Source organism: Paraburkholderia sp. SARCC-3016 (assembly GCF_031119615.1).
Taxonomy (GTDB): domain Bacteria; phylum Pseudomonadota; class Gammaproteobacteria; order Burkholderiales; family Burkholderiaceae; genus Paraburkholderia.
Genome location: NZ_JAVHZD010000032.1, coordinates 67,609 through 79,494, shown reverse-complemented (window position 1 = coordinate 79,494; position 11,886 = coordinate 67,609). Strand labels below are relative to the sequence as shown.

The 11,886-nt window shown below is 65.0% G+C and carries 13 protein-coding genes; 4 read left to right on the top strand and 9 right to left on the bottom strand.

The window, feature by feature from the left end; translation table 11 throughout:
* Positions 1 to 6: 6 nt before the first annotated feature.
* The 4 genes from QYH69_RS27835 to QYH69_RS27820 all read left to right on the top strand — a co-directional run bounded on the left by QYH69_RS27835 (position 7) and on the right by QYH69_RS27820 (position 2,819).
* Entirely contained in the window at positions 7 to 1,017 is a 1,011-nt protein-coding gene (locus tag QYH69_RS27835; protein WP_308834941.1) for an ABC transporter permease, read from the top strand.
* Positions 1,018 to 1,077: 60 nt separating this feature from the next.
* Positions 1,078 to 1,263, top strand: a complete 186-nt coding sequence (locus QYH69_RS27830) for a hypothetical protein (protein ID WP_308834940.1) — start codon at positions 1,078 to 1,080, stop codon at positions 1,261 to 1,263.
* Positions 1,260 to 1,751 (top strand): ribose 5-phosphate isomerase B, encoded by a 492-nt coding sequence (gene rpiB / locus QYH69_RS27825; RefSeq protein WP_308834939.1) that lies wholly within the window; start codon positions 1,260 to 1,262, stop codon positions 1,749 to 1,751. Before QYH69_RS27830 ends, rpiB begins: the two co-directional genes overlap by 4 nt.
* A gap of 84 nt (positions 1,752 to 1,835) precedes the next feature.
* Positions 1,836 to 2,819: a sugar-binding transcriptional regulator gene (locus QYH69_RS27820; protein WP_308834938.1), complete on the top strand. Its 984-nt coding sequence runs from the start codon at positions 1,836 to 1,838 to the stop codon at positions 2,817 to 2,819.
* 63 nt (positions 2,820 to 2,882) lie between these two features.
* Here the strand turns inward: QYH69_RS27820 and QYH69_RS27815 are convergent, their stop codons facing one another.
* From QYH69_RS27815 to dctA, 9 genes are all read right to left on the bottom strand, one after another.
* Positions 2,883 to 3,968 carry a 3-oxoacyl-[acyl-carrier-protein] synthase III C-terminal domain-containing protein gene (locus QYH69_RS27815; RefSeq protein ID WP_308834937.1) on the bottom strand — a complete coding sequence of 362 codons (1,086 nt, stop codon included), beginning with the start codon at positions 3,966 to 3,968 and terminating at the stop codon, positions 2,883 to 2,885.
* A gap of 11 nt (positions 3,969 to 3,979) precedes the next feature.
* Entirely contained in the window at positions 3,980 to 4,723 is a 744-nt protein-coding gene (locus QYH69_RS27810; protein WP_308834936.1) for a hypothetical protein, read from the bottom strand.
* Positions 4,724 to 4,803: 80 nt separating this feature from the next.
* Positions 4,804 to 5,526: a cytochrome c biogenesis CcdA family protein gene (locus QYH69_RS27805; RefSeq protein ID WP_308834935.1), complete on the bottom strand. Its 723-nt coding sequence runs from the start codon at positions 5,524 to 5,526 to the stop codon at positions 4,804 to 4,806.
* 2 nt (positions 5,527 to 5,528) lie between these two features.
* On the bottom strand, positions 5,529 to 5,921 hold the full coding sequence (locus QYH69_RS27800) for a thioredoxin family protein (protein WP_308834934.1): 393 nt from the start codon (positions 5,919 to 5,921) through the stop codon (positions 5,529 to 5,531).
* A 244-nt stretch (positions 5,922 to 6,165) separates the two neighbouring features.
* Complete coding sequence (locus QYH69_RS27795; protein WP_308834933.1) at positions 6,166 to 6,813, bottom strand: TetR/AcrR family transcriptional regulator; 648 nt, start codon at positions 6,811 to 6,813, stop codon at positions 6,166 to 6,168.
* 39 nt (positions 6,814 to 6,852) lie between these two features.
* Positions 6,853 to 7,947, bottom strand: a complete 1,095-nt coding sequence (locus QYH69_RS27790) for an enolase C-terminal domain-like protein (RefSeq protein ID WP_308834932.1) — start codon at positions 7,945 to 7,947, stop codon at positions 6,853 to 6,855.
* Positions 7,948 to 7,988: 41 nt separating this feature from the next.
* On the bottom strand, positions 7,989 to 8,915 hold the full coding sequence (locus tag QYH69_RS27785) for a ketopantoate reductase family protein (protein ID WP_308834931.1): 927 nt from the start codon (positions 8,913 to 8,915) through the stop codon (positions 7,989 to 7,991).
* Between the two features lie 305 nt (positions 8,916 to 9,220).
* Positions 9,221 to 10,261, bottom strand: coding sequence for a porin (locus QYH69_RS27780; protein WP_308834930.1), 1,041 nt, complete (start codon positions 10,259 to 10,261; stop codon positions 9,221 to 9,223).
* 187 nt (positions 10,262 to 10,448) lie between these two features.
* Positions 10,449 to 11,807 carry a C4-dicarboxylate transporter DctA gene (gene dctA, locus QYH69_RS27775; protein WP_308834929.1) on the bottom strand — a complete coding sequence of 453 codons (1,359 nt, stop codon included), beginning with the start codon at positions 11,805 to 11,807 and terminating at the stop codon, positions 10,449 to 10,451.
* Between the last annotated feature and the right edge of the window lie 79 nt (positions 11,808 to 11,886).

Here is an 11,886-nt window from a genome sequence, read left to right as displayed (position 1 = left end):
AAGACCATGGACCGTCCGTCTACATCTCCGCTTCCCGGCCGGCATGAGCACGCCGGCACCCGTGTCGAAACCTCTGCTTCGCGCGAGCGGCCGGACGTGCTGCGGCGAATGTTCCCGGTGCTGTTGCTGGCCGCGCTGTGCATCGCCTTCTCGATCAGTTCGCGGCGCTTTCTCACGCCCGGCAACGCGCTGATCGTGCTGCAGCAGGCCGTGGTGCTGGCGGTCGCTGCGCTTGGCATGACCTTCGTCGTGATCGCCGGTTCAATCGATCTGTCGGTCGGCTCGATCGTCGCACTGGCCGCGCTGGCCGCTGCGGCCAGTTCGAATGCTCTCGGCGTGTTCGCCATCGTGCCCGCCCTGCTCGTCGGGCTCGCGTGCGGCTTTGTCAATGGAGTCGTGGTCGCCAAAGGGAAGGTGCCGTCCTTCATCGTCACGCTCGGCACGATGGTGGTGTTTCGCGGCATCGTGCTGTATTTCACGCGCGGCGCCCCGGTCTCGATCGAGAGCGAAAGCTTTCTCGACTTCTATTCGGGCCGCTCCCTGGCCGTGCCGAACGCCGTGTGGATTGCCGTTGCCGTGGTGCTGCTCGGGTGGGTGACGTTGCGCTTCACGGTGTTCGCGCGAGAGCTCAAGGCGACGGGCGGCGGCGAGCGCGTGGCGCGACTGACCGGGATCCGCATCGACCGGGTCAAGATCGCGATGTTCACACTGCTCGGTCTGCTGTGCGGCATTGCCGGCCTGCTGCAAAGCGCACGCGCCATGGCCGCCACCTCGCAGCTCGGCGAAGGGCTCGAGCTCGATGTGATCGCCGCGGTGGTGGTCGGCGGCACGCCACTGACCGGCGGACTAGGCAGCGTTCAGGGCACGATACTCGGAGTCCTGATCATCACGATCCTGTCGAACGGCATGAACATGGCAGGCGTCGATCCGTACCTGCAGAACATCGTAAAAGGCGTCGTGCTGATTGCCGCGGTGTTCATCACGATCGACCGCAAGAAGATCGGGATCATCAAATAGATCTTGTCGATCTCGTGTTCGGGCGCGCAATCAACGTGACATTTGCTCATATGCGAGCACTTGTATTCACTCGCAATCGCCGAATCAGCGGCGCTTGCTTTGAAGATTCAAGAAGAATGGGTGTGTTTTACCCGGAAACTGGTCGAGAAATTGCTCTTGACTAATCAAATGTTCAATTTCACAATGCTGAAAACCGCGAACGAACGCGCACGTCTGCGCGGAATTGCGCCGGGAGTGACTGAATGAAAATTGCGATCGGCTGTGACGAGGCGGCCTACGACCTGAAGGAGATCCTGTTGGCGCACCTGCGCGGGCGAGGTGTCGACGTGACGGATTTCGGCACCTATAATGCGCAGCCTGTTATCTATCCCGACATTGCGTTTGCCGTGGCCGAGCGCGTCGTCACCGGCGAATACGGGCGTGCCGTATTGCTGTGCGGAACCGGCATCGGCATGGCCATTTCGGCGAACAAGGTACCGGGCATCCGTGCCGCGCAGTGTCACGATACGTATTCGGCCGAGCGCGCGAGCCGCAGCAACGACGCGCAGATCGTAACGATCGGCGCACGCGTCGTGGGTCCGGAACTGGCGAAAACCATTGTCGATACTTTTCTCGCCGCGCAATTCGACGGCGGCCGCTCGGCACCGAAGGTGCAACGCATCCAGCAATACGAGACCGAGCTCCATGCGAAAGAGGACGAGCGCACCGCGGGCGGGGACCGGATCCCGGGCTGATGCAGCGGCAACGCCAATCGCGGAGTGTTCCGGTCGGTATCGTTGCCAACGTCGCAGCCCGATTCCACTTCTGAGGATTGCCTGATGGAAACCGACGAACTGACACGCCTCGCCACCCTCTACTACGTCGACGGGCTCACTCAGGAAGATCTGTCCAAGACATTTTCCATTTCGCGGGCCAAGGTCGGGCGTTTGCTTCGGCGTGCGCAGGAAGAGGGCATTGTCGAGATTCGCGTACGGCATCATCCGCGCGATACGAGCGAACTCGAGCAGCAGCTCGTCACGCGCTTCAAGCTCGAACGCGCGATCGTCTCGGTGAACCACAAGGACCAGGACAAACAGCGCGAATTGCTGGCCGGGCTCGTTGCGAGCCATCTCGATCGCATCCTGTCGGACGGCATGATCGTCGCGGTCGGCATGGGGCGCAACATCAGCTCGATTTCGCAGCATGCGATTTCGTCGACGCGTCGGTCCTGCCAGTTCGTTTGCGCGATCGGCGGTGCGTATCGCGGCGGCGAAACCATGAATGCCGACCATATTTGCCGGCGGCTTGCGGCGCGCTTCGGCGGCGAAAGCGAAACGCTGTACGCACCGGCGCTGGTGGTCGATCCGGACGCGCGCGAGGCGCTGCTGCAAAACGATACGGTCAAGCAGACGCTCGATCACGCGCGGCGCGCTCAACTCGCGCTGATCGGTATCGGCGACATCAATGAAGACAGCAACATGGTGCGCATGGGCTGGTTCACGCCCGAAGAGATTGTCGCCGTGCGGCAACTGGGCGCGGTCGGCGACATGATGGGCTACGACTTTATCGATCTGGCCGGGCAACCGTCCCGCACGCCGTTCGCGGATCGGGTGATCGGGCTGTCGTTCGAGGATCTCGTGCGCATCCCCAACGTTATCGCGGTCGCCAGCGAGATGACGAAAACCACCGCCGTGCTCGGCGCGCTGCGCACCGGCGCGATCAACACGCTCGCTACGACAGAGGCGATCGCGCAGTCGGTGCTTAGTCTCGATGGCGCGACGCGGCCACGGCAAGCGGCCGGCGTCACGGCGAGCACGACCTAGCGCGCGCGTGGTCAGCCCGGCATTCTTTATTGGGTAGCGCCGTTCGCCTGCCGGCGAAGCGCATCACGCAGCGCGATGTTCGCAGGACCCCTGCTCGTACAGAAAGCCGCCATGCATGTACTTGGTGGCTTCCGCGCCCAGCGCCAGTACGCGCGACCCTGCCGCGAGACCCTGTTCGCGAAGCTGGGCAAGCGCCAGCCAGATGGCCGCGGAGCCCGTGTTGCCGACCTCGCCGGCGTTGACGAAGAAGCGCTCGGCCGGCACTTCGAAGTGGGCGGCCAGCTGCGTGCCGATATTGCCGCTCACCTGATGCGGAATGATCCAGTCGACGTCTTTCAGCGCGACCCCGCGCAGCCGCGCCGCCGCTGCGCCGGCGTCGAACAGCAATGCGCCGGACTCGGCGATGCGCCGGTAATCGTGCGCAAACGTCAGCGGCGAGGAGCGCGCGGCTGCGTCGTCCGAACCGCCGGCGCGCATTTCGAGCCCCGGTGCACGGTTCAGGCCGAGCGCGCCGAACCACGCGGCGCGCAGTTGCGGCATGCCCGCTCGCGCCGGCGCAAGCACGATGGCCGCCGCGCCGTCGCCCATCTGCGCGAGATTGACGCGCTGATCGCGGTCGTGAACGGCGGCCACTGGATCGAAGAACAGCGAACCGGTTTCCGAGCCGACGATCGCGAGCGGCCGCGCGTCGCGCTGCGCGAGCATGCCGAACGCGATCAGCAGCGCGTTCGCAAAGCCCGTGCATGCTTGCCGCAATTCGACGTGCGGGCCCGGATAACCGAGCAGGTCCGCGACCAGCGCGATGTTCGACGGCAGCGGCTGCGCGGGTGTGGCGGTGTGGCCGATCAGATAGCCCAGTTGCTGCGGCTCGAGCTGTGCCTGCGCGAGCGCGCGGCGCAACGCCTGCGCGGCCAGTTGCGGATTGCGCGCGCCGGCCGACGGCGCCTCCGCCCGCTCGCGAAACGGGCGGCTGACGTGCCGGCGGCCGATCGCGAGCCGCCGCATCAGCGCGTGCAGCGCACGCGTGTCCAGTGCCGGCGCGAGCGCGGCGACGCGCGCGATCAGGCTTGCGTTGTCGAGCGCTTCGCCCGGCAGCGCGGCGCCGGTGCCGAGCACGGCGATACTGCCTTCCGAGTAGGCGGTGTGCAACGGCGCATCCATCAGAACAACCCGTTCGGCAAATGCGCGACGTCGCGCAGCAACGCATCCGGGTCTACGCACAGGCGCTCGAAGGCGGCCCCGCTTGGGACGAGCAGGCCGGCCAGCGCGTGGCGCGCAGCCGCGCCTTGCATGCGCCCGAGCGCCGCGGCACCGCGCGCGGCGACCAGTTTGCGCGTCACCGCGACGTGGCGTGCTTCGTCGCGGCGAATGCCTTGCAACAGCCGCACCAGCTGCGGGTCTTGCGCAAGTGCCCCGCGCGGCGCCGTCAAGCGCGACAGGATCGTGCAGACCGCCGCATCGACCGCGCAGATCCGCGCGAGATGCGTGGTGCGCTCGCGCGTTTCCAGTCCCAGATGAAAGCGGCGCGCCGCAGCCCGCTGCGCCGCGCCGCCGGGCGCTGCCGGCAACGCCGCGCCGAGCCGCTGCAGCAGTTCGTCGTGTACGCGCTCTTCGGCTTCGATCGCGCGCAACGCGGCGGCTTCGATGCCGTGCTCGTCGCTCGACGGCGCGCGATCGGCCAGCCGGCCGAACGCGAGCGTCGCCGCTTCCTCCGCGCAGCCGAGCAGCGGCAGCACGTCGGCCAGCGCTTGAGCGGTGTCGTCGTCGAGATGCGGCGCCATTGGCAACACGGCTTGCGCGGCCGGCAAGCGCCGGATTCGCGCAGAAAAGCACCGCGTCGAGGCAGGTACTGCGGTGCGCGCGATGCCGGGATCGGTTGCGCGGTCTGCGGTTCGGGTCGCCATGCGTGCGTCCAGGTCGGGTATGTGGCGCTTCGCGTGCGTCGTGCGTGCGGCGACGCGATGCGCACGGTGCATGTGGGAGGCTAGAAGCGGGTGGTCAGATCGGTCAGCCAGTCAGGTGACGCCGCCACCGCGAGCGCTTCGAATTGACGATCGAGGCCCGTGACGATCAGCAGCCCGACCACGACCAGCAGCGCACCGAATACGCGGTTGCCGATGCCCCCGACGCTCACGAGCCGTTGCCGCCAACGCGGCAGCAGCGTGCGCGCGGCGAGCGCGACGACCAGCAGCATCGTCGCGATGCCTGCGCCGAACGAGAAAATCGTCAGCGTGGCGGAGCCGACGTCGCGACCCTGGCTGGCGAGCGCGGTCGCTGCGCCGAGCGTCGGGCCGATGCACGGACTCCAGACGACGCCGAGCAGCACGCCGATCGCGGCCTGGCCGAGCGTGCCGAAGCGCTCGGCGCGCAGCTGCGTGTCGCTGGCCCACGCGGTGAGCGGCGCGAGCAACCGGCCAAGGCCCGCACTGGCGCGCTTGAACAGCATTGCCACGCCGGCGAGCACGAGCACCGCGGCGCCACCGATGCGCAGCATGTCACTGCCGCTCGACAGGCCGGCCAGCGCGACCACCAGCGCCACCAGCGTGAACGACGCGACGAGTCCCGCGGCCAGCGCGAGCGGCCCCCAGCGGCCGCGCTGCGCGGCGCTGCCGAGCACGATCGGCACGAGCGGCAGCACGCACGGCGATAGAATCGTCAGTGCGCCGGCTGCGTAGCCGAGCAGAAGCAGGTTGAACGAAGCGCTCATGGTCAACGCACCGCGCTGTCGAGCACCGCTTCGATCTTCGCCGCGTTGGTCTGATATGCGAGCCGGCCGGTTTCGGTTTGTCCGCGATAGGCGATCAGCGTGCCCTGGGTGGTCACACCGAGACGCCTCCAGTCGTCCTTCTGCTTGTCGTAATTGAGGCGGAACACCACCAGCTTGTCATAGCGCGGCGAGGCGGTCAGCTTTTTGATCGTGTGGCTTTGCGATGCGCACACGGGACACCACCACGCGTGCACGTCGACCAGCACCGGTTCGCCAGCCGCCTGGGCAGCGGCGAACGCGTTGCTGTCGAAGTCGCGGAAATCGGCCGCGTGGGCCGGCGCTGCAACCGCGAGTGCGAAGGTCGCCGCCACGGCGATATGAGAAAGCAGTTTCATTATCGAAATCTCCAGTCACGAATAGGGCAGAGCGGCGCCGCTCGTACTGCCGCGTGATCGCGTGCAAACGCCACGGTGCTGACGTTAGGTCGGCGTGCGCGGGCCGAAATGACAGCGCAGCGGCAAAAAAACAATGCGGCGGCGAGCGAATCCGGCCGCGCACGATCGCGGCGGCCCAAAGAAGGATGTGGCAGGCGGGTTCGAGGGGCGACGCTATCCGGCTTGAAGAAGAGCCGCGGCCCCGCTATGGAAGGCGCGACGTTTTTCGGGCCGGACGGCGCAACGCCGACGACGCCCGCGTCTTCGGCGTTGCGCCGATCAGTTCCAATGCCGGACGCGCGGCGCCTTCCAGCAAACTGCGCTGTGGGCGCACGCGCGCGAGCACGCGCAGCCCCATCAGCACCGCGAGCAGCGTTCTCGCAAGATCCGCTGGAGCCGTGTGATCCGGAATCGTGCCGTCGGCCTGACCGGCGCTCACGCAGCGCAGAAAGAAGCGCTCCATCTCTTTCAGAACGCATTCGAGTGCGTCCTGAAAAGCCGTGTCGTGCGGCGCCAGTTCCAGCACGGAATTGACGATCAGACAGCCGCGGCGCTGCTTGTCGTTGACCGAGAGATCGACGATCTCCCGGAAAAAAGCAACGATCGCGTCGCGAGGGGAAAGCGTTGTTTCGAACCGTTGCACGCGATCGCGGAATCCGCGCTCGACATAGCGTTCGAGAGCCCGATCGTATAACGCACGTTTGTCGCCGAACGCGTTGTACAGACTCGCGCCTGTGATGCCCATCGTGTCCGCGAGTTCGCGTACCGAGGTCGATTCGTAGCCACGCGACCAGAATTGCGCGATCGCGGCGTCGAGTACGGTGTCTTCATCAAATTCGCGTGGACGTGGCATTGCTCGAACTCGTTACACGGATTGAACGCATCGGACGCGTCAGGCAATTCGATAGGCTTCGACAGCCGCATCGTTCCATGACAGACCGTTGCCTGGCCTGTCCGTCAACATCGCGAATCCGTCTTCGATACGCAGCGGCTCTTCCAGCACGGCGTCGGCCCAATCGACGTATTCGAGCCAGTGTGCGGTCGGTGTCGCGGCAAGCAGATGCGCGCTGACTTCGGGAAACAGGTGCGAAGAGACTTCGCGCCCGGCCGACGCCGCGATGCCCGACGCGAGGCGCCATCCCGACACGCCGCCAATGCGGTCGAGATCGAACATCAGATAGTCGCTCGCCTCTGCCTTCGCTGCCTCGAACACCGGTTGCACCGACACGAAATTCTCGCCGAACTGGACGGGCGTATCGATGCGCGCGGCAATTTGCGCGAGATGCTCATAGCTGTCGTGCCGGATCGGCTCTTCGATCCAGTAGACGCCTTCGCCATCGAGCATCGGACAGTATTCGAGCGCTTGTGCGATGCTCAAGGCCTGGTTGAAATCGGTCATCAACGCGACGTCGTCGGGCAGACGCTTGCGCACGGCGCGAACCGCGGCCAGGTCGTCTGCGAAAGAAGCGCGTCCAAGCCGCATCTTGACCGCGCGGAAACCACCGGCGAGCAAGGATTCTGCTTCGTCGGCCGCGCGCGGCGGCTCGACGAGTCCGAGGCCGTTGCTGTTGTACGCACGCACGGCCCGCGGCGACCCGCCGAGCAGCGTCGCGAGCGGCATGTTCGCGGCGAGCGCGAGCGCGTCCCACGCGGCCGTATCGATTGCCGAGGCGAGCATACACAGCGGTCCGTACAGGCCCGTCAGCTTGAAGTAGCGCGAAAGGGCCTTGCCGATGTCGAGCGGACTGACCGGCTGCCCGGCGAGGAACGCGCTCAGGTCCGCGACCATCGCCGACATCGCTCGTGCCACTGAATCCAGATAGCAGAATGCATAGCCGTGGCCCGCGATGCCTTCGCTGGTTTCGAGCGTGACCAGCAACAGCGGAGCGGCGTTGAAAGTCTGCGCGCTTGTTCCGAACGCACGTCGCATCGGCACCGATACCGCAGTGGCGGCAAGCGAACGGATGGTCAGCGGGGATGTCGTCATCGCGAAGTCTCCTGCACGAATGGGTGGGGCGCGGGCCGGCCTCAGCCGGACACGCGGCCGTCGGCGCTCAGTTCGAGAATGTCGGCGATGGTCCGGTTTCTCGGCGTCGGCACATTGAGCGCTTCGCCCATCGACGCCACGCCGCCGCTCAGCCACGGCAATTCGAGGCGATTACCGTTCTCGAGGTCGTGATGCATCGACGACGTCATGCCTTCGGGCAGCGTGTCACAGAACGCGAGCCGGTTTCCGGCAAAGTCGGCGGGCAGCCGCACCCCTTTCGCACGGCCTACCGCGACCACCTCGTGCATCACGTCGAACAGGAATGCGCGCGTTCGGGCGTGAGTGCGAATGGCGCCGATGGGCCGCCGGATCGTGGCGGTCGCGCCCGACAGTCCGACGAGAAACACATACTTCTCCCAGATCAGCCGCTCGATATCGTCGGCTATCTCGGCGGTGATGCCCGCTTTCTCGCATGCCGCATGAAACGCCTGCACGCGTGCCGAGCGGCTGCCGTCATATTCGCCGAATACGAGTTTCTGCATCGTGCCGCTGTGCGTGATGACGCCCGGCGACGAGATCACCGATGCGATGTAGCAGACGCCGCCGATGATCGACTCGCGCGGCAGATGTTTGCCGAGCGTTTCGTCCTTCTGCACGCCGTTCTGGAACGACACCACGGCCGCGCCGCGCGAGACGAGCGGGGCAAGCGATCGGGCGGCCTCGTCGGTATCCCACAGTTTCACCGCGACGACGACAAGGTCGGCCTGTTGGACCGTACTGATGTCTTCGACGATTCGGGGCGCCTCGAGTGCGAAATTGCCGAGCGGGCTCTCGATGCGCAAACCATGCGCCTTGATCGCTGCGTAGTGGCGTCCTCGCGCAACGAACGTGACGTCGCAACCTGACTGGGCGAGCCGCGCGCCGAAGTAGCCGCCGACGCCGCCCGTGCCAAAAACCACAATCTTCATGCCGGTTTCCTGTAATGGATGAGGCCGGCGCGCCGACGAGCGGGTCGGGCGCCATGCACACGGCGACGTGATTCGGGAGGAGTAACGGACCATGCTTGCACATGGCGCAACCGTACTGCCGAACAGCAAAGGCTGCAACGTTCGGCCCCGCCCGCGACCCGTCGCCGGGGCCGCACGCGTCATTTTAGAACGATTGCTTTAAAACGTGCAGAGGCGACTGAATCCATGTGCGCGGCGCGTGGTGTGTCGCCCGTCTTTGGTTGCACCTGCAATGCGACACATTGCCCGTGCGCGAAGGCGGCGTGCTAGAACAGATGATCGATACCGACGGTGAAAGCCGTCTGGCTCGATGTGCCGGCCGGATTCAGCGTGCTGACCACCGCGTTGCGGTACGACGTGTGGTCGAATTCGCCGTACAGCGTTGTGCGCTTCGATAGCAGATAAGCGAGCGTCAGCACCGACAGTCCGGCGCGGCCCGCCTTGTCGTTGGACACGGTGGTCTGGTAATAGGCGCCGCGGAAGACCAGATAGGGCGTGACATTCCACGAGAGGCCGCCGAAGCCGTTGTTGGTTGTCTGGTGCCGCGCGGCCGGATTCTGCAGGTCTTCGGACATAAAGCCCCCCGACACGCGCACGGGCCCGATCGCATAACCGGCGCCGAGCATGTAGTAACTGTCGCCCACGAAATTCGTGCCGGACGCCACGTTGCGGTGTCCATACACGCCGCCGACGGCCAACGGCCCCAGCGCATAGCTGAGTCCGACCGCCCGTGTCGCACCGCTGCTGAAGTCGCCCGCCACGCCGCCGAACGAATTGTCGGCTTCGAATAGCAGCGGGCCGAACGTGTTCTTGTATTTCACGTCGTTATTGTTGCGCGTGCCGTCCGACGCCTTCGTCAACGGAATGATCGGCGTGAAGTGAAAGTGGTACGGATCGAAGATGCTGATGATGTCGTGCGCGATCGTGTACTGGCGGCCGAGATCGAGCGTGCCGTATTTCAGGTTGCCGACGCCGACAAAAGCCTGCCGGTTGAATTCCGTGCCGGTGGTGTTGTCGAACTTGCCGTTGCCGAGGTTGAAGCCGCTTTCGAGCAGGAAGTGTGCATTCCAGCCGTCGCCCAGATCTTCCTTTGCGCGGAAATCGAGCTTGTTCGAGCTGTAGTAGCCGTTCGAATCCATCGTCGTCACGGAACCGCCGCCTTTCGCCGCGTTCGTTTCGTGACGGATGCCGCCGTCCACGGTGCCGTACAGCTGCACGCTCGACTGCGCGCACGCAGGATGCGCGGCGATGACGGCGGCTGTTGCCGACAGCCCGAATCCCATGGATTGCAAAAATCTTCTCTTCACAGCGTGTCTCCGGTCCCATTTCGTTTGTGTTCTATGCGCGCGCAACGCGCAGCCACACTATTCGTATGACTAAATAAACTTCGTAGTTTCACTCCGGCTGACTGGCGTTCCGGGGTGTGTCGACGGCGAATCGCGAGTTGACGGGTAACGCGTCCGGCCGTCGAAGATGACTTGCTGCGGTGTGCCGCTAGTTCGCGGCGCTCCTGTTGCCCGTGCGCTCGATGTGGCGAGGCGGGGTGTCCGCCGGCTTGTAGCCGGTTTTCAGTTCATTGTGCAGTGCCGTGCGGTTCAGGGCCTTCTCCCAGTTCGCCACGACGATCGTCGCTACGCTATTGCCGACGATATTCGTGAATACGAAGGCGCTCGACAGTGCCTTGTGAATGCCGAGCAGCAGCGCGATCGACTCAACGGGAATCGTGTTCGATGCCGCAAGCGTCGCCGCGAGCACCGCGATCGCTGCGCCCGACACACCGGCCGCGCCTTTCGACGTGAGCAGCAGCACGGCGAGCAGCACCAGTTGTTCGTGCCAGCCCATCGGCGTGTTGGTCGCCTGAGCGAGGAACACGGCGGCCGCGGCGAAGTACAGGCAGGTGCCATCGTGATTGAACGTATAGGCCGTCGGCAACACGAGTCCGACGACCGATTTTTCGCAGCCGAGCCGTTCGAGCTTGTCGATCAGTTGAGGAAAGACTGTTTCGGAAGAACTCGTGCCGATCACGAGCAGCAGTTCGGCGCCGATATAGCGCATCAGGCGCGGCAGGCTGAATCCGTTTGCCTTCGCGATGGGCCACAGCACGAGCGCAATGAACAGCGCGCAGGTCAGATAGAACTCGAGCACGAGCTTGCCGAGCGACAGCAGCGTTCCAAAGCCGAATTTGCTGACTGTGAACGCGATCGCGCCGAACGCGGCAAGCGGCGCGACTTTCATCGTGAGGCCGATAATCCAGAACAACGAGCCGGACACCGCGTCGATCAGATTCATTGCCGGCTTCGCGCGCTCGCCGATCGCAGCGAGGCCGAACGCAAACAGCACCGAGAAAAACAGCACCTGCAGTACGTCGCCGCCCGCGAACGCGCTGATGGCCGTATGCGGAATCACGTTCAGCAGGAATTCGCTCGTCGTCACGACGTGATGCGCCTTCGCGATGTAGGCATCGACAGCGGCCGAATGCACGCTATGCATGTCGACGTTCATGCCGACGCCGGGCTTCAGCACATTGACGACGACGAGCCCTAATACAAGCGCGATCGACGTCACCACTTCGAAATAGAAGAGCGCCTTGATCGCGACGCGGCCCACCTTCTTGAAGTCGTTCACGCCGGCGATGCCGCTGCAGACGGTGCAGAAGATGATCGGCCCGATCAGCATCTGGATGACGCGAATGAACGCGTCGCCGACGGGCTGCAGATTAATGCCGAACTTCGGGAAGAAGTAGCCCGTGCCGATGCCGAGTGCCATGCCGGCCAGCACCTGCAGGGACAGGTCGCGATAGAACGGCACACGCTTTCGCGGTTTCGTGGCGTTGGCCTTGCCGGGCAGGCTCATGACGTCTCCTTCGTAGATCGGCGGCGACTTCGGATCGCTCGAAAATGGCTGTTAATGGCCGCTAATGGCGCTAATGGCC